The organism is Marinobacter changyiensis, from assembly GCF_009193265.1.
Taxonomy (GTDB): domain Bacteria; phylum Pseudomonadota; class Gammaproteobacteria; order Pseudomonadales; family Oleiphilaceae; genus Marinobacter; species Marinobacter changyiensis.
Window position 1 is genome coordinate 576832 of sequence record NZ_VZZZ01000002.1, and the last position, 17765, is coordinate 594596.

At 56.4% G+C, this 17765-nt stretch carries 16 protein-coding genes, 4 tRNA genes and 1 pseudogene; 13 read left to right on the plus strand and 8 right to left on the minus strand.

Annotation, left to right across the window (positions count from 1 at the left end):
- Position 1: 1 nt before the first annotated feature.
- The 6 genes from F6Y09_RS08315 to purE form a co-directional block, all read right to left on the minus strand.
- Positions 2–1912 (minus strand): M48 family metallopeptidase, encoded by a 1911-nt coding sequence (locus F6Y09_RS08315; RefSeq protein ID WP_152206435.1) that lies wholly within the window; start codon positions 1910–1912, stop codon positions 2–4.
- A gap of 2 nt (positions 1913–1914) precedes the next feature.
- Complete coding sequence (locus F6Y09_RS08320) at positions 1915–2502, minus strand: LemA family protein (RefSeq protein WP_152206436.1); 588 nt, start codon at positions 2500–2502, stop codon at positions 1915–1917.
- 41 nt (positions 2503–2543) lie between these two features.
- Positions 2544–4604: a putative bifunctional diguanylate cyclase/phosphodiesterase gene (locus F6Y09_RS08325; protein ID WP_152206437.1), complete on the minus strand. Its 2061-nt coding sequence runs from the start codon at positions 4602–4604 to the stop codon at positions 2544–2546.
- Positions 4605–4890: 286 nt separating this feature from the next.
- The gene (gene sodB, locus F6Y09_RS08330; RefSeq protein WP_152206438.1) at positions 4891–5469 is read right to left on the minus strand and encodes a superoxide dismutase [Fe]; all 579 of its coding nucleotides are present in this window, start codon (positions 5467–5469) and stop codon (positions 4891–4893) included.
- A 158-nt stretch (positions 5470–5627) separates the two neighbouring features.
- Positions 5628–6779, minus strand: a complete 1152-nt coding sequence (locus tag F6Y09_RS08335) for a 5-(carboxyamino)imidazole ribonucleotide synthase (RefSeq protein ID WP_152206439.1) — start codon at positions 6777–6779, stop codon at positions 5628–5630.
- Between the two features lie 23 nt (positions 6780–6802).
- A complete protein-coding gene (gene purE, locus F6Y09_RS08340; protein WP_152206440.1) occupies positions 6803–7294 on the minus strand; it encodes a 5-(carboxyamino)imidazole ribonucleotide mutase in 492 nt (163 codons plus the stop codon).
- 197 nt (positions 7295–7491) lie between these two features.
- Between purE and F6Y09_RS08345 the strand changes: the two genes are divergently transcribed.
- From F6Y09_RS08345 to F6Y09_RS08365, 5 genes are all read left to right on the plus strand, one after another.
- Complete coding sequence (locus F6Y09_RS08345) at positions 7492–8460, plus strand: hypothetical protein (protein WP_152206441.1); 969 nt, start codon at positions 7492–7494, stop codon at positions 8458–8460.
- Between the two features lie 74 nt (positions 8461–8534).
- Positions 8535–8741 (plus strand): hypothetical protein, encoded by a 207-nt coding sequence (locus F6Y09_RS08350; RefSeq protein ID WP_152206442.1) that lies wholly within the window; start codon positions 8535–8537, stop codon positions 8739–8741.
- 152 nt (positions 8742–8893) lie between these two features.
- Positions 8894–8969: transfer RNA gene (locus F6Y09_RS08355), tRNA-Val, on the plus strand.
- 69 nt (positions 8970–9038) lie between these two features.
- Positions 9039–9115, plus strand: a tRNA-Asp gene (locus F6Y09_RS08360).
- A gap of 15 nt (positions 9116–9130) precedes the next feature.
- Positions 9131–9206: transfer RNA gene (locus F6Y09_RS08365), tRNA-Val, on the plus strand.
- A gap of 130 nt (positions 9207–9336) precedes the next feature.
- Here F6Y09_RS08365 and F6Y09_RS08370 read toward each other — a convergent pair.
- Positions 9337–10746 carry a 3-oxoacyl-ACP reductase gene (locus F6Y09_RS08370; protein ID WP_152206443.1) on the minus strand — a complete coding sequence of 470 codons (1410 nt, stop codon included), beginning with the start codon at positions 10744–10746 and terminating at the stop codon, positions 9337–9339.
- A gap of 433 nt (positions 10747–11179) precedes the next feature.
- On the opposite strand from F6Y09_RS08370, the gene F6Y09_RS08375 reads away from it, so the two are divergent.
- Positions 11180–11256: transfer RNA gene (locus F6Y09_RS08375), tRNA-Met, on the plus strand.
- A 178-nt stretch (positions 11257–11434) separates the two neighbouring features.
- Here F6Y09_RS08375 and F6Y09_RS20700 read toward each other — a convergent pair.
- Positions 11435–11542, minus strand: a pseudogene (locus tag F6Y09_RS20700) (hypothetical protein); the annotation flags it as partial.
- Between the two features lie 160 nt (positions 11543–11702).
- Here F6Y09_RS20700 and F6Y09_RS08385 point away from each other — a divergent pair.
- The 7 genes from F6Y09_RS08385 to F6Y09_RS08415 all read left to right on the plus strand — a co-directional run bounded on the left by F6Y09_RS08385 (position 11703) and on the right by F6Y09_RS08415 (position 17755).
- The gene (locus F6Y09_RS08385) at positions 11703–12245 is read left to right on the plus strand and encodes a porin family protein (protein WP_152206444.1); all 543 of its coding nucleotides are present in this window, start codon (positions 11703–11705) and stop codon (positions 12243–12245) included.
- Positions 12246–12748: 503 nt separating this feature from the next.
- Positions 12749–12955, plus strand: a complete 207-nt coding sequence (locus F6Y09_RS08390; protein WP_152206445.1) for a Flp family type IVb pilin — start codon at positions 12749–12751, stop codon at positions 12953–12955.
- Positions 12956–13042: 87 nt separating this feature from the next.
- Positions 13043–13600, plus strand: coding sequence for an A24 family peptidase (locus tag F6Y09_RS08395; protein ID WP_152206446.1), 558 nt, complete (start codon positions 13043–13045; stop codon positions 13598–13600).
- A gap of 26 nt (positions 13601–13626) precedes the next feature.
- Positions 13627–15009: an ATP-binding protein gene (locus tag F6Y09_RS08400; RefSeq protein WP_152206447.1), complete on the plus strand. Its 1383-nt coding sequence runs from the start codon at positions 13627–13629 to the stop codon at positions 15007–15009.
- On the plus strand, positions 15006–15836 hold the full coding sequence (cpaB, locus tag F6Y09_RS08405) for a Flp pilus assembly protein CpaB (RefSeq protein ID WP_152206448.1): 831 nt from the start codon (positions 15006–15008) through the stop codon (positions 15834–15836). Before F6Y09_RS08400 ends, cpaB begins: the two co-directional genes overlap by 4 nt.
- A 41-nt stretch (positions 15837–15877) precedes the next feature.
- The gene (locus F6Y09_RS08410) at positions 15878–17443 is read left to right on the plus strand and encodes a type II and III secretion system protein family protein (protein WP_152206449.1); all 1566 of its coding nucleotides are present in this window, start codon (positions 15878–15880) and stop codon (positions 17441–17443) included.
- A gap of 66 nt (positions 17444–17509) precedes the next feature.
- A complete protein-coding gene (locus F6Y09_RS08415) occupies positions 17510–17755 on the plus strand; it encodes a hypothetical protein (RefSeq protein WP_152206450.1) in 246 nt (81 codons plus the stop codon).
- Positions 17756–17765 lie beyond the last annotated feature (10 nt).

Here is a 17765-nt window from a genome sequence, read left to right on the forward strand (position 1 = left end):
TTCAGGTTTGGGTTAGCGGCGGCATGGGGCAATCCAGCTGATCCGCTACCAACCGGAGAATATCGTATTCCCGGGGCGTAATCTGCCGGTCGCTGAGAACGCACTGCCCACAGGCGTCTATGATGGCAGGCTTCAACAGCGGTGACAGCTGGTTGAGCTGAGCAAACGCATGCCGAAGGTCCCGCACACTCACCTTACCCGGTTCAGGTAACTCCTCCGTTTTACTGTCGATAAATCCAGCCATCGCTTCGCGGTAAAGCTGTCGTGCATGCTCCGGGGTGGTTGAGGATGCCCGAGCTGTGAGACTGAACAGCAGGTGCAAGCTGTCGCTCACCCCCCTGTAGGAGCGATAGCGAACCGGCGTTACCCTAGCTGCGCCAGTGCTCAAATGCCGTTGCAGAAAGCTGGCCAGGCCGAACTCGAACAGGCTGAGACGGCCGTCCTCCCGAATCAACTGATAAACCTGCTGTATCAGCTTCTGAGCCTCTTCCGGGTCGAGTTTCTTGAGGGCGGGTGTGGCCAGTTCAAGCGCGGGAAAATTCATTGCACCTTCAAAGGCCGAGAGTGTGGGCAATAGCTTGTGGAGCAGATCCGCTTCCGGACTGAAAGGTGACACCGCCTCGATCTTGTTCAACCGGGCCGAGCGCTCCTCCGGGCTGAGATGGTACGTCAGCAAAGCGTAGCAGAGCTGGATTGCGCCCGAGCGAGTGTATAACAGGTTCCGGAAGGTTGCCGGTAACTGCTCCAGTAGCCCCTGGGCGTATTGCTCCCCGTCATCGGAGACCGTGCCAGCCAGTTGTGAATATGGCTTCGATCCGGCGCGAGCAAACCCGGTGACCGTAACCGGTGGCGCATGGTCGTCGAGGTGGACACTTTTCGCGGTGGTTGTATCCCTGAGTCGACTTCTGAGCCGTGCCAGCAAACCCGGCTGGATGGCATCGATACGCTCCGCAACCGGCGGATGAGACGCCAGAAGACGGCTGAACTGCATGCGTGCGCTTTCGCCAAAACACATGTGGTTGACATCACTGGCGTGGCTGGTGGTGTCCAGATAGCTGTTCTTCAGCCCTATCTTGTATAGCGCGCCTCCGATCCCTTCTGGATTACGGGTGAACTGGACGGACGATGCATCCGCCAGCATTTCCCGTTGCCTCGACACTGCGGCCTGGATCAAGCGCCCGAAGAAAACTCCGATGTAACCGATCACAGCCAGTGCCAGGCCCAGCGCTACCGCTAGACCCCGTTCCTTGCCGCGACGTGAGGCGCCGAAGGAACGCCTGTGGGAGCCCCTGAGCAGGAAGAGGCCTATCTGGCCAATCATCAGGATACCGGCCAGCAATGCGATCAGGCGGACATTCAGACGCATATCGCCGTTCAGGATGTGGCTGAACTCATGACCGATTACCCCCTGGAGTTCGTCGCGATTGAGATGGGTGAGGGCGCCATGGGTCACCACCATCACGGCTTCGGTCGGGCTGTAACCTGCCACAAAGGCGTTAATACCGGTTTCGTGATCCATAACGTAGAGTTGGGGAACCGGAACGCCACTGGCGATGGCCATTTCTTCGACAATGTTCCTGAGTTGACGTTCATCACTGTCGCTGGTGGAAGGGTCAATCAGTCGGGCGTTCACCATGTTAGCGACGCTTTCGCCACCACCGGCCAGGTCGCGCCAGCGGACCAGCGAGCCAGCGCCGATCAGCACGACCACTGCGAATGCTGTAATCAGGCCATGTCGGCTGAGCAGCCATTGCGGGAACGACAGCGCAGTGCTTTCGCTTTTGGTGGTGGTATACCCCACCACGCAAACCGCCAGGGTAATCAGCGTCACCGCCAAGATGAATAACACTACCAGCCAACCGGTGTTGCGGCGGGCGCGGGCCTGCCGGTCAAAGAATCCGGAGCCTGTCATGTTCAGAAAGCGACTTCAGGTGCCTGACGGGCGGCGGGTGTTTCCAGCTCCAGCTGGGATGTCGGTTTGAAGGCGAACAGTCCGGAGATGACGTTGTTGGGGAACTGCTCCCGATAGGTATTGTAGGTCATGACACCATCGTTATAGGCCTGACGGGCAAACGCCACACGGTTCTCCGTACTGGATAGTTCTTCCATCATTTGCTGGATGGTCTCATTGGCTTTTAACTCCGGATAGTTTTCGGCGACGGCATAAAAGTTCGCCAGCGCTTTGGTCAGCAGGTTTTCTGCGGCGCCCAGTTTCTGGATTTTTGCGCCATCGGCAGGGTCTTTCGCGGCATCCTGCTGGGCACTGACCGCCCCGTTCCGTGCCTCCACCACCTGGGTGAGGGTGTTGCGCTCGTGGTTGAGATAGGCCTTGGCCGCTTCAACCAGGTTCGGGATCAGGTCGTGTCTGCGCTGGAGTTGCACATCGATCTGGGCAAAACCGTTCTTGAACTGGTTGCGTAAGGCAACCAGCCGGTTGTAGATCATCACGATGTAGATCACAGCAGCACCAATGACCGCAAGGCCTATGAGTGTTGTTTGCATGCAGCCTCCTTTTTTGCAGGGCAGACGTTAAATGGAATAGCTTAGGTGTTATGGGCAATAATTTTACGATGGAAACTCACAACAAATTTCTCGAAATCTTCAGGCAGTAATGGTTTGCTGAAATAATACCCCTGGGCCAGCTCACAGCCCCGCTGTCGAAGATAGAACTCCTGCTCTGCTGTCTCCACCCCTTCGGCGATGACCGACAGGTTAAGGCTCTTGCCCAGATCAATGATCGTGTTGGCTATGCGGGTGTCGTCCTCGTTGACAAGCAGGTCACGTATGAACTGCTTGTCGATCTTGAGATGCTGTACCGGCATTCGTTTCAGGTAGGTTAATGAAGAATAGCCGGTACCAAAATCATCGACCGCAATGGTAATGCCTGCACTTCTGAGACGTTTGAGCTTGGCAACGGCATCGTCGAGGTTTTCCATGAAGCTGGTCTCGGTTACTTCCAGCTCCAGGCGCCCGGGTGGGATGGCGTGGCGCTTCAGGGTTTCCAGCACTTTTTCGACAATGGTGTCCTGCCTTAACTGTATGGCAGACAGGTTCACCGCAATGCGAATGGGGTTGCCATTGGCGGCCCACAAAGCCGCTCTCCAGCAGGCCTGTTCCAATACCCATTGACCGATTTCGACAATAGTGCCGTTAAGTTCTGCCAGCGGAATGAACTCGTCAGGCGGCACCAGGCCCCGCTCGGGATGATTCCACCTTAGCAATGCTTCGGCGCCAATGATCCGCTGACTTTCAAGATGGATCTGGGGCTGGTAAACGAGGTGAAACTGGCCGCCCGGTAGTGCCAGAGCCAGGTCCTGTTCAAGCTTTTTACGCTCCCGAATCTGCAGATCGACACTGGCCACGTAAAACTGGAACTGATTGCCGCCGGTCCTTTTGGCCAGCGTCATGGTTTGTTCTGCCCGCTGCAGGAGTTTGTCGGCTCCACTGCCATCGGGCGGGAACAAGGCAATGCCGATGGTTCCTGTAATAAACACCTGGCGGTCATCAATACGAATGGGTCGGCTGAAGACTTGCAATAACCATTCAGCAGTCGCGGCTGCTTGATAGTCATCCCTGAGATGCTTCTCAATCACGACAAATTGATCGCCGCCGAGCCGTCCCGCAATCAAATGACTGCCGTCACGTTGTTCCGACAATCGATCCGCCACCGTCCGGAGAATCTTATCACCAGTCTGGTACCCATACTGATCGTTAGCGCTCCTGAAATCATCGATGCCACAACAGAACACAGACAGGATCTGTTTATTTCGGCGATCGTCCTCTATGGCGCTATTGAGAAAGCCCAGTAGCGTTTCCCGGCTTGGCAGTCCGGTGAGGTTGTCGTAGCGGGATAGTCGCGTGACTTTTTCTTCTGCTTCACGGTGTTTTTGCTGGTTTTCTGCAATCGCGACCAGCAGATTATTGGTGGCGTTTACCCACAAGCCAAGTTCATCTCGCTCATGGGTTCGCGGCAATGCCAATAGCTTGTCATCGGGATGATCGGGATTTACCTTGGTAAGCGAATGAATGATTCTTAGCAGTGGCCGGGTAAGAAGCAGGTGATAGACGAGGCAGAGCGCAAGGCCCAGAATAACGGCCTGGGCTATTCCTGAGATAAAGGTTAAGCATGCCCGTTCAAGCCAACTTGCAGCCACGTTTGCCGTGTCATAGGTAAGCTCAAGGTCGCCGAAGACGATTTCAGGGTCAGCGCTGCGTATCAATGGCGAATGGTAACTGCGCTCAGCGTCAAAAATAAGATCGGTGGCCGGTCGATAGTAGGGCTCTTTCAATGCCCGCGTTTTGGTGGCGAGTGCTTCGCCGTTCGGGTGAGTTATACTCGCAAAACGCATCCCATTCTGCTCGAACAGCCCCTCAACCACCTGTCGGGCCAGTTCATTATCAATACTGAATACAGCTTGGGTCGCAGCGTCTTTAACCAGAGCCATTGTCTGGGCTGCATGGTCGTCGAGTTCATCGGAGACCCGGCGCGCATCCAGTATGATCTGCATTGTGCCTAGAAGGATGCCGCTGATCAGGGTGACTGAGAGAACCCATCGTAATATGCGATGACCAAGACGATGCTCCAGCTGAAAGGGTGTCTTCATGGGAATAGGTTCATTTTTTGATTCTGCTCCCATCGACTTTCGAGCGAGTTGTTGATTTTATTTGAAAGCCGCTGGTCGGGTACACGTTGGTTACACTTGATGAGTAGGTTTCAATCGAGTCTGTCCTGGCGAACGAGTGGCTGCATTTTTTCAAATTATTGAGGGCGTAGGTGTTTTATTTTGTAAGGGCGGTGTTTTACCGGCAAATAAACGCAAAAACGCCCGCATATGCGGGCGTTTTCAAGATCAAAGACCTGAACATAAGGCCTTTTTTTACCGGACTGGATTATGCCAGGTTCTTGTTCACAAAATCCCAGTTCACAAGATTCCAGAACGCTTCCAGATAATTCGGGCGCGAATTCCGATAATCGATGTAGTAGGCGTGCTCCCATACATCCACGGTCAGAACCGGTTTGTCTGCACCTGTCAGTGGTGTTTCAGCATTGCTGGTGTTTGCGATGGCGACGCTGCCGTCAGCTTTCTTGACCAGCCATGTCCAGCCTGAACCGAAGTTATTGGCCGCTTTGTCGTTAAACTCTTTCTTGAACTCATCAAACGAGCCAAACGCTTTGTTGATAGCTTCGGCAGCTGCACCGGTAGGCTCGCCGCCGCCACTTGGGCTCAGGCAGTGCCAGTAGAAAGTGTGGTTCCAGACTTGCGCCGCGTTGTTGAACAGCGGGCCACTGGCGCTCTTGATGATATCTTCCAGCGGCTTGTTGGCGTTGTCGGTACCCTCTACCAGACCATTCAGTTTGGTCACGTAGGTGTTGTGGTGCTTGCCATAGTGATACTCAAGCGTTTCCGCAGAAATATGGGGTTCAAGCGCGTTTTTTTCGTACGGTAGTGCGGGAAGTTCAAATGCCATGAGGTCGTTCTCCCTGGTTTCTCTCGTTTGATCTGATCTGATCAGATCAGTGAATTTTCTTTTCTTCAGGTTAAAGCACTTTGACGGGCTTGCCATAATGAAAAATAGGTAAAGAAATGACCTATTCCTACCTCTGGTCAAGACTGCTCAAAACCTGGTTATAGTCTATAAGTCGGGTCAGCCATCCCGCTTTTCAACCCCTGGGTCAAAGAACTGCTGAACTCGGGCGAGCCAGGTAAAAATTCTGCACAGTTTCGAACCCGCCACACCAACTCTTCGTAATTGTCGGCCAGAATGTTTACATGCCCAAGCTTCCGGCCTGGTCGTTCAGCTTTACCGTAGAGGTGCAAGTGAGCGTAGGGCAGCTCCAGAATACGGCGGGTCTGGCCGTGCTCGCCGATGATATTGACCATGCAGCTCACACCTCGTGGGCTGGTATCTCCGAGAGGCTGGCCTGACACCGCACGAATGTGGTTTTCAAACTGGCTGGTCACCGCACCTTCAATGGTCCAGTGCCCGGAGTTATGGACCCGGGGGGCCATCTCGTTGGCGACCAGGCCTTCTGCGGTATCGAACAACTCGAGCGTGAGCACTCCGACGTAGTTCAGTTCATTCAGCAGTGTGTGGATGTAACGTTTGGCTTCGGCCGTTATGTCGGGCGAAAGCCCGGGCGCGGGCGCTATCGAGTACCGCAGGATACCTTCATGGTGAACATTTTCAGCCATCGGATACACCGCAACCTGACCGTCTTCGCCCCTCACCGCGATAACAGACAGCTCCCGGCTGAACTCGACAAACTTCTCCACCATCAGGCGCTTGTGGCCAATATTGGCCCAGGCCTGAATGGCCTCTTCCGGGCTGCGCAATACGGCCTGGCCCTTGCCGTCATAGCCTTCGGTGTTCGACTTTGCCACCACCGGGCACCCAAGACTCTCGGCAGCAGCCCGGAGAGAGTCGGCACTCTCTGCCATGCGCCACTCCGGCGTCGGAATGCCCAGCTCGCCGAACAGGGTCTTCTCGGCTTCGCGGTTCTGACAGATCTGCAGCGAGCGTGGCGTCGGATGCACCGGTTTTACGGCGGCTATGCGCTCGGCTACTGCCACGGGCAGATGCTCGAACTCGTAGGTGACCCGGTCGACCCGGCTCAGAAAGTCATCAAGATAGATCTGCTCACGGTCAATAATGATCTCGCCCAGCCCGACACTGGGACTGCCTGATAAATCGTAGAATACAAAGGTATTGGCCAGCGGATAACCGGCCAGGGCCAGCATGCGTCCAAGTTGTCCAGCGCCTAAAACTCCGATTCTCATGGGCTAATTCCTGTTACCGTCAATTACCCGTTTCTCGGGTCTGGATTGTCCAGAATGGTCTGGGTTTGGGCGGCGCGAAAGGCATCGACCGCCGCACGCACATGAGTGTCACAGGTGCCGATAATTTGCGCAGCCAGCAATCCTGCGTTGGTGGCGCCCGCCTTACCGATTGCCAGGGTGCCAACGGCGATCCCCCCGGGCATCTGGGCGATAGAGAGCAGTGAATCCAGTCCGTTCAGGGCTTTTGACTGAACCGGAACGCCCAGCACAGGCAAAGACGTTTGTGAGGCGACCATGCCGGGCAGGTGAGCTGCTCCGCCTGCACCGGCTATGATGACTTTCAGGCCCCGGTCGGCCGCGGTTTTGGCATAATCAAATAACAGATCAGGCGTCCGGTGCGCGGAGACCACGCGGGTTTCGTAAGGAACCCCCAGTTTATCGAGCATCTCGGCGGCGTGTTCCATGGTCGGCCAATCCGATTTGGAACCCATAATCAGGCCTACAAGCGGCTGCATAAGCGACAGTCCCGAAGAGTTTGGAGAAAGCCGGACATTGTATGGACTGCCCGGGATCCATGCAAATGGCTGGCGCTGCCTTGCATCTCCGCCCCTGTTCACATTGCCTGATTTGGTGGCTTGGAGCGGAACCGGTATTATCGAGGCACTTGTTTATTTCCGTCCATACCTATCCATACCTATCCGAGGCTGTTGAAATGGAACCCATTCGTCCTGATGACGATGAACTGAGGGCAGGTACTGCCCAGGCCGGTAAGCCGGAACAGAAAAAGCCAACCCCTGAGCGCCAGGCCAAGTCTGCAGATTACCGCAAGGGGCCGGGCAGAGCGCAGCCCAGAACTCCGCCTCCGCCACCCTCGGGTGGCGGTTCAGGAAAAGGTGGTTCTGGCAAGCTGGTGGGTTTGCTGGTTACGCTGTTAGTGGTGTCTGTTGCGGCGGGTGCTGGCCTGGTGTGGCAGCAAGCCCAGCGGCTGGCGGTGCTGGAAGAACAGGTGGAAGAGGCTGATTACTGGGTCCGCCAGAGCAAGCTCACGCTAGCCCGTTTCGAGGGGGATCTGACCGAAACCGGAGAAAGCCTTGAACAGCGGGGCTCAACAATCGAGCAGCGGCTGACCGAACAGAAAGACCTGATCGAGAACGCCAACAGTGAGATCCGGAAGCTGTGGGTAATCGCCAATGAGCGCAACAAGAAACAGCTGGAAGAGCACGCCGGTCAAATTGCAGCTTTGAAGGCAACAATGGATGGGCAGGCAGGTTCGTTGACCGGGCTGGCAGAGGCTCAGGAGGGCATCAAGTCCGACATTGGAAGCCTTGATGAAGCATTGCGCTTGCTTGACGGTGAGACGGATACGCTGGCCGCAAATGATGCGCGCTTGCAAAAGCAGCTTGCAACGCTGGTGTCAGAGGTCGATGGGCTCGACGTCGGGATCGAGCGAAGCCTGCAGCGATTCAGACAAGAGCAGAACCTGACTATTGATGGTATGGAAAGCCGCCTGAGTGCTTTGGAAAACACCCAGGAAAACCTTTCAGAAGCCGCCCCAAGGATCAACCGGGCTGAGGCGAGGATTGCCAGTCTGGAGGAAACTATCAAATCAATTGATGCTTCCCGGGCTCAGCTGACTTCACGCCTGGTTCGCCTTTCCGAACAGGTGGATGCGTTGCGGTAGTCACCGTTTCACATTGTCGGGATCGCAGAGCATGGCTAGACTGATTATAGACAATGACCGGGAGGCATGGGTTTATGTCATGGAAAGATATAGCTGCGGCACAACTTGCGCGCATCAGAGCGAAGCTGGATACTTTTAATCAGTCTCTGGCCGACAAAGCCTTGCCGGAAGATCGGAAAAGCCGCGTTGGCAAACTTTCGCTGGAGCAGAAAGCTTCCGCGGCGGGTCAGGGCGAGCCCAAGCTGAAAGCAGTGAAAGGTGGTGGGCGAGCCAAACACTAGGAAATTTGAGCGAAAGTTCGCCAATCCAAACGTCTTCAGGGTCGTCGTGTCGAAAAAATCCGGAAAAGATTTGACAGTGAGGGCCAAATGCTTAAAATGCGCCTCTCACTTGATCAAGTCAGCAACAAAGCGTTGATCAGGTGGCTGGAAGTGGGTGGTTAGCTCAGCTGGGAGAGCATCGCCCTTACAAGGCGAGGGTCACTGGTTCGATCCCAGTACCACCCACCATTTTCAGCCTTCCGGACTTCCCCAGTCCGGTTGAGTGTTCGACAGGCCAGCATGCCTTGAGAACGATGCGGAGCGGTAGTTCAGCTGGTTAGAATACCGGCCTGTCACGCCGGGGGTCGCGGGTTCGAGTCCCGTCCGCTCCGCCATTTTTTATTTCCCCAGGGTGGTTAGCTCAGCTGGGAGAGCATCGCCCTTACAAGGCGAGGGTCACTGGTTCGATCCCAGTACCACCCACCATTTCCGTATTGCATCTTCCGTTTATGCTCACTGAACACCCTTATTGGGTGGCGTTTGCGTGCCTGCGAAAAACTCCGGCCTGGGCCGGGGCTGGACGCTGGCAGAACTGGCCGATAGTAAAAAAATGGTATCAGCGACCGATCAATGACTGGCCACAAACTCTTACGGTGTTGCCATTGACGCCCGCCGACGTCGGATTGCAATACCATGCAATGGTTTCCGCCACATCCATTGGCAACCCGCCCTGTGAAAGGCTGTTCATCCGCCGTCCCGCCTCGCGCATAGTCAAGGGCATGGCAGCGGTCATTCGGGTTTCAATGAATCCGGGGGCGACGGCGTTGATCGTCCTGCCGTCCCTTAGCTGCTTTGCCAATGCCTCGACATAGCCGATAACGCCCGACTTGGATGTAGCGTAATTGGTCTGACCAAAATTGCCCGCAATGCCGCTGATGGATGACACGCAGACGATCCGACCATTGTCCCGCAGTAGCTCCCGGCTCAGAAGTTCTTCGTTGATCAGCTCCTCGGCGGTCAGATTAACGGCAATGGCCAAATCCCAGAAGTGCGCCGGCATGTTGCCCAGGGTTTTATCGCGAGTAATGCCAGCATTGTGGACAATGATATCAAGCCCGCCGAAGTGCTGTTCCGCAAAATCTGCAATGGTCTGGGGGGCATCCGCTGTCGTGATGTCGCAGGGCAGGGCCTCGCCTTTGATACGGCTGGCAACCACCTCCAGCTGTTCCATGGCGGCCGGAATGTCCAGCGCAATGACCGTGGCACCATCCCGGGCAAGAGTGTCGGCTATCGCTTCTCCGATCCCCCGTGACGCGCCTGTAACCAGGGCCACCTTATCTCTCAGGGGGGCTGCCGGGCTGACCGCCTTTGCACCCTTGGCGGCCCTGGTGATACGGACACACTGGCCGGATACATAAGCGGAGCGTGGAGACAGGAAAAACCTGACCGTTGAGTCCAGTTGCTGGCTGGCGGTTGGTGCCATCCAGATCAGGTTGGCGGTGGCTCCCTTTTTGCCAATTTCCTTGCCAACACTACGCACAAAACCTTCCAGTGACCGCTGAGCGGCGGCCTGGGCCGGAGCCTTACAGCCGGCAGGGTCAAGGCCTACCACCAATACCCGGCCGTTACTGGCGAGTTGTCGGACAGTCGGGTGAAAGAAGTCATACAGGGCTCGCAGCTGAAGGCTATCTTTGATACCCGTGGCATCGAAGACGAGGGCCGAGAACTTCAGGACTGGTTCAGCGGTAAGATCCAGCGGAACGGCCTTGGTGCCGGCGCGGGCCGAGTCAGTGAGGGACGGTATTTTACTGGCATGGTGAAGCATGGCTGCGCTTGCCGAGATCGTATTTCCGAGCTCAGTGATGCTCTTGCCCCCCGATGCGCAACCAATCAGCACATTGCCCTCAGTAAAAGGCTGGTTGGTTCGCGTCCAGCGCTTGAGTTGGGTTGGTGAAGGTAAGCCGAGGGACTGGGCGGCAGTCTTGCCCAAGGACGTGTTAACAAGCTTGAAGTACAGATCAGACATAGGGGAATCCTCTTCTCCTCGCGCCACAGGGCGCGTCGCAATAGGGCCCCAGTATGGCACAGACAGAAGGTGCCACTTCAAGGCAAGGTGCCGTGCATTCCCACTCGATTCGTCGGGCAACTGTTATGGGCATCAATTGCGTACCCTTTGCAGTCGCCTGACAGGGTGTTTACCGCGACCCTGGAACACTGGCCTCACGGGAAACGGTTTTTTTCGTTGACTTACCCAAGGCCGCTCCGTAGTATGCGCGCCACGTTGATCGAACAAGCCAGAAGAGTTTCAGTTCGGTGAACACAAAGTTTGGTGCGGGGTGGAGCAGTCTGGTAGCTCGTCGGGCTCCCCACTCACGAAAGCCGAAGGGAGTCACCGACCTTCGGATTATGAGGCCGACCCTTCGGGGCACTCAGAGTTTGATAGGTGATCAAAAGTTTGTTGCGGGGTGGAGCAGTCTGGTAGCTCGTCGGGCTCATAACCCGAAGGTCGTAGGTTCGAATCCTGCCCCCGCTACCATATTTAAGAAAGGCAGATCAGTAACTTACTGATCTGCCTTTTTTCGTTTGGGCCGGCAGAAAGTTCCTATTGCGACTATGTGACACATATGCGCCAAGGTGTGTGATGGTTCGATTTGCTTGTTCCACCAGTTCAGGCGATACATTCTTCTCCTCGATTCCTCCCTCGAATACCGCCCTCAATGCCGTCGTCTTCTGGCTAATTGATCTTTCTGAAACTTGATTAGATCACCTACCTCACACTCAAATAATCTGCAGAGAATCTCGATAGCGTTCAGGTCTGTTCGTTGCGCTGTGTCATCTACGGGGTGCTGCTAGTGGATGGGTTGAAGGGAAGGGTCCATCACAAGTTGATCAGATTCTCTGCTATGCTCGATTATGACTGTTCGGTCTGATCAGTTTGAGATTCGTAACCAAAAAACATAATAAAGCATTAGGAAGCACATCATGAAGACAACTATCAGCGCTGTTGTTCTAACGGGTCTTATCATCACTCCAGCATTCGCCGGTACCCCTGACACCAGCTACGCCGGTCTCCAGTACGCTCACTCCATGTATGAGGATGACTCCGGTTTCGAGACTGAACCCGGTGCTGTCGTCGGCCGGATAGGGCACTTTCTTAATGAGTTTGTTGCTATCGAACTGCGGGCCGGCTTTGGGATCTCTGACGGAGATATTGAGTTGGACGGCTCAGACACCGGAGCTGACAGTGAGATAGATGCCCTGTACGGGATTTACTTTGCAGGCCACGTTCCAATCACCGGTCGATTCTCTGTCTATGGTCTGCTCGGGTACTCGGGAGGTGAAGCCACTGTCGACTATGGGCCTTCTGGTTCTGAAAGTGAGAACGACTCTGACTTTTCTTTTGGTGCTGGCGTTGAGCTCGGGATCACACCGGCCGTATCAGGTACCTTGGAATATGTCTCTTACTTCAGTGAGTCAGACTATGATATTGAGGCCCTGAGTGTGGGGCTGAACTACCACTACTGAATGGAAGATGACACTGATAGCTGTTAACGGATTTAGATCGGGCCGGCAATCGGGCCGATAGAAATACAATAGTGCGTAGCAAGCACATCCTGAAAACAGCTATCAGATCTGAGATCCTGGCGGTCCTTATCGCCACTCCGGCCCTCGCCAGCATTCCCGATACCTCTAACCCGTCCACGTAAGCATGGCAGCGCCTGTAAGTCTGTACTCCAAAGTCATTACATCTACCACCTGCCCACCCATATTGCCGAGAAAGATACGGTGAAAAAGCTGGAAGCACTGTTGCCCTGAAATGTGGAATTGCCCCCTTTAAAAAATGTGGCTCGGCCTCGCTGAGGCAATAAGGCCGATCTAATCGCACTTACGACATGTCTGCAAAATAGTTATACATCTCTGCAACAAAGTCCAAGTACTCATTTTGCTAAAAGCGGAGTCTGGTCGTGGGAGCTGATTCCCACGGGCTAAGAGAGGCCCTGGCTAATCAAAATCGATGGAGAAAAGACATGAACAAATTTATGGCAAGTGTTAAGCGTTTTGTGCGTGAAGAAGAAGGTACTGAGGTTGTTGAGTGGGCATTGGTTGCAGGCTTGGTGGTTGCGGTAGGTGCACTTATTTTCACCGAAATCGGAACACAAGCGGCGCGGCTTCTACAATCAGTGGCTGATTTGCTCTCAGATGCAGGGACAACAACAACAACAACAACACCGTAGTGAGTTCCTGCTAATTCGTGATTTAGTGCAATTGCTCGACGCGGAGTATGTTTGGCGTCGGGCATCTTTTTCAGAGGATAGCAATCTATGCATGTCGACCTTTGGCCAGCAGCAGTTTCGGTTCTGCTTCTACTCTGGATATCTGCAGCATGGGATTTGCGCCATCAACGTATCCCCAATCTCATCGTCTTTACTGGAGCAGGTATAGGTACTGCGTTGCAGTTCGTATTTTTTGGGTTCGATGGATTACTGGAGGCATTTTCGGGACTGGGGCTAGGCCTGGCTATTTTTATGCCAGGCTACCTAGTCGGCACCACCGGGGCGGGCGACGTCAAACTGATGGCGGCTGTTGGAACGTTTCTTGGACCCTACAGCGTTCTGATTGCTGGCTTGGCAAGTATCGCCGTGGGAGGTGTAATCGCCCTCGGCTTCCTATTTCTGGCGCTTTTTTCAGCCGATGCGCCATCGCCCTGGCAGCGTTATGGCTTGATGTTCCGAACACTGTTCGCCACTGGCCGGCCGGTTTATCTGCGCCCGGCTGAGGGCGAGGTCATGGGCCGCAAGTTTCCTTTCGCCGTGTCCATAGCTCTGGGCACCAGCATGTTTCTGATCTGGCAATCGCCGCTGAACGGAATTGTTAACTGACAGGACGTTCACCTTGGGACAGCACTATGAACAATGATCAGGTAGTACACCAGACGCTGTCCGATCCGGCCGGGATTACCGAGCCGCCGATCCTGGATATCCCGGGTTTCAGAACCGACGCTGACGCGATGCCAGCCATGCGTCCCCGTAGCCTGAAAGAAACCGGCCTCAGTGAACTCTACGTCGCAGACCTGATATCCAAACACCTTTTTGAACGCGGCGTGCTGGATCTCGGAGAGGTGACCCGTTGCACGGCGCTGCCGGGCGGAATCATTGAACAGGTGTTGGCCTTTTTGCGGGAGCAGAGCCGGGCGGAAGTGCGCGGCGCCACCCAGGGCGGCCTGCTGCGTTTTGCCCTCACCGAACGGGGCCGGGCCGCGGCCATGGAAGCTCTGGGGCGGGATGGTTATGTCGGGCCAGCGCCCGTGCCCCTGAGCCAGTACACGTCACTGGTTGCCTATCAGACAATGAGTGCCCGGGGCCTGGACCGTGAGCAGGTGCGCCTTGCCTTCGAGGATGTGGCCATCCGGCCGCAAGTGCTGGACCAGCTTGGCCCGGCCATGCATTCGGGCCGGTCCATATTTATCTACGGCGATGCCGGTACTGGCAAAACCTTCATCGCCCGCAAACTGGCGCGGCTCATGTCCGGGGATGTCCTGGTTCCCCACGCGGTGCTGGTGGCCGACAAGGCGGTTCGACTTTTTGACGCCGGCGCCCACGAGCCCGTCTCCGGCACGCCGCCGGAAACCTCCCTGTTTCTCGACCAGGGCCATGACCCCCGCTACGTGCTGTGCAAGCGCCCGGTGGTGATCGTCGGTGGCGAACTGACCATGGATATGCTGGAAGTCCAGTACGACACCGCGACCCGCATCCATCACGCACCGGCTCAATGGCAAGCCAACAACGGCATGTTGATCATTGACGACCTGGGCCGCCAGCGCATGCGCCCGGACGAACTGTTTAACCGCTGGATCGTACCGATGGAAGAAAGCCAGGATTTTCTCAGCCTGCGCAGCGGCCAGCATTTCCAGGTGCCTTTTGATGTGGCCCTGGTGTTCTCCAGCAACAGGCATCCCCTGGAACTGGCCGACCCGGCATTTCTGCGCCGAATCGGTTACAAGATTCGGTTCGAGGCCCTCACGGCGGATGAATACCGCGGCATCTGGCGGCAGGAATATGCCCGTCAGGGTTTTGAGCCCGACCCCGGCCTGGTCGAGTTCATGCTGGACGAACTGCACGGCGCCTCCAACGTGCCGCTGTTGCCATGCCACCCCCGGGACCTCATTGGGCTGGCGATGGATTACCTGAGCTACATGGGGCAGCAGACATTAACGAGGGAGGCGCTGACGATGGCCTGGCAAAACTATTTCGTGGATGCCGGTGTCGCCGGCAAGGAGCGTGAGTCATGAAAAAGAAAGGCATTGTGTTAATGGTCGGTCTGTCGGCTGTGCTGGCTATGGGCGCGGCGGGCATGGCGAACAGTTGGGTGCAGGAGCGCATGAGCGGCGGCGATGCGGTCTCGGAAGATGCGTCCGTGGTGGTGGCGGCCCAATCCATCCCCTTCGGGCGCCAGGTTCTGGCAACCGATCTCAGGATGATGAAATTGCCGCCGCACGCGGTGCCGGAGGGTAGTTTTACCTCAATGGATGACGTCATCGGGCGCGTCAGTTCGCAGGCTATTTATTCCGGTGAAGTGGTACTGGAGCGCCGGGTGGCCGAGCACTCCGGCGGTAGCGCGCTGGCTGCCGTGCTGGAGCCGGGTATGCGTGCCATCAGTGTGCGTGTTGACGACGTTGCGGGTGTTGCGGGCTTCCTGTTGCCGGGGGACGAAGTGGACGTGGTGTCCAGTAAACGCGATGGCGGCGGTAGCCGGTCCATTGCCTCCGATACCATCCTGCGCCGCATTACCGTGCTGGCGGTGGACCAGAACGCCTCCCAGGAGCGGGACGGTCCGGTGATCGTCAGAGCCGTCACCCTGGCGGTCACGCCAAGGCAGGCGGAGCGCTTATTCGAGGCAACCCAGGAGGGCAAGGTCGCACTGACCCTGCGCAACCCGCTCGAGAAAACGGAAGAGCAACCGGAAACAATTGCAGTGGCTGAGGCGCCTGCTCAGACGCCTCAGCCTGTGGTGAAGCCGGCGCAACAAGCTAAACCAAAAGCCGTTAACCGGAGTCGACACATGCAGGTGAACGTGATCCGGGGCACTGAAACCAGTTCGACTGTAGTCCACGAGTAATGCCGGATTGCAACAATAACGAAACAGAGCGGGGAAGTACCATGCAAAAGCCAGGAATTAATACGCTGACAGGGGTTGTGGCTTTACTGTTTTGCCTATGTTGGCCGGCGATGGTGACTGCGCAGTCCAGTGATCGTGTCTTGCTTCCGGACCGGGACCCTACCCGTCCGGTCCCGGTGGAAGTGCCGCTCAACAAGTCGCGACTCATGGGCTTTCCGAATAAAGTAAAAATCGTTTCCGTCGGCAACCCGGACATTGCCGACGTGGTGGTTGTGAGGTCGCGGCAGATATACGTGCTGGGTAAAGCCCTGGGTAGCACCAACGTGCTTTTATGGGATGACGACGAAAACCTGCAGGGTACACTCAACGTCAAGGTGATCCACGATCTGGAAAATCTGAAAGCCGATTTGCACGCGCTTTTGCCCACCGAACGGATTGGCGTTCGTTCCGCTAATGAAACCCTGGTGCTGAACGGTGAGGTCACCAGTGCCGCGCGGGTGGATGCGGCCATGCGGGTGGCCAGCAGTTTCGCTGGCGCGCGCAAGGAGGGCGGTCAATCACCCATCCTTAACCTCATGCAGGTCGGCGGGGCCCAGCAGGTCATGCTGGACGTCAAAGTTGCCGAGGTTTCCCGCTCCCTGGTCAAGCGCCTGGATTTCCAGTTCGATGTACTGAACATTGCTGGCAGTTCGCTCAAGCTCGGCGCGGTCAATGGTGGTGCCAGCTTTCCTGACGCCGTGTTCGAGGACAGTGTCCTGGGGGGAGGCCGTTTGCCGGTATTCGGTGGCCAGACTCCGATAGGACCCGTGGTCGGTGAGTTCGCTCCCAACATGCGGGCCATAGAAGACACCGGTATCTTTGCCAGTTATGCGGGTAGCGATTACCTGATCAATGCCGTACTCGATGCCGCCAAGCGTGAGGGTGTCGCCAAGATTCTGGCCGAGCCCAACCTGACCACCCTGACCGGAGAAGAGGCCCGTTTCCTGGCCGGTGGCGAGTTTCCGATTCCGGTGCCCCAGGGCGACGGCCAGGTGACCATCGAGCAACAGGAGTTTGGCGTCAGCCTGGGTTTCCTGCCGGTGGTGCTGGATTCCGGGGTTATCAACCTGCGGGTTGATGTGGCGGTCTCGGAGTTGACCAACAATAACGCCCTGAGAGTCGGGGTGGGGCAAGCGGGGCAGGTGGCGAACCAGTTCTTCATTCCCGCCCTGGTCAAGCGCAGTGCCAGCTCCACCCTGGAATTGGGCAATGGCCAGACCATCGCCATCGCCGGCATGCTGAATGAGAGTCTGCGGGAGAACGTCAGCAAATTCCCCGGCCTGGGCGATATACCCATCCTTGGGGCTTTGTTCCGCAGCCAGGAGTTCATCAAGGAGCAGACCGAGCTGGTGATATTCGTCACCGCGCGGTTGGCCAAGCCGGTGACTCCCGAGGATATCCGCCTTCCCACCGGCAGCTTTGTTGCCCCGAGTGACGTGGAGTTCTATCTGCTTGGCCGGCTTCAGGGCCAGCCAGAAAGTGCTGAGCGTACTGATAATGGCGCTATCGACCCCCTCCGCAACCGGCTTCAGGGTGGCACCGAAGGGCTGTTCGGTCATGACCTTTAAGGGCTTTGCTTGCAACAATTATTTATTCAGCCACCACACTTCGAATTTTCTTGTCGGGAGACGCCCATGTTTCGTTCACAGATTCTGCTAGCGGTTGCCACAACCGTTCTGATCACCGGTTGCGCATCGTCTCCCGGGGATGATCTCCCTCCCCACGGTGCGAGCCTCCGGCACACCATGGCAGCACAGGTTTATCGGCCCGGCGACGAGGCACCGCCCATGACTGGCGATAAGGCCGTCAGCGTCATGGAATATTACCGGAACCGGGGCGCGGCGGCGCCGGTGATGACCAGTGAGATACCCGGAATTTAGCGAGGACAGA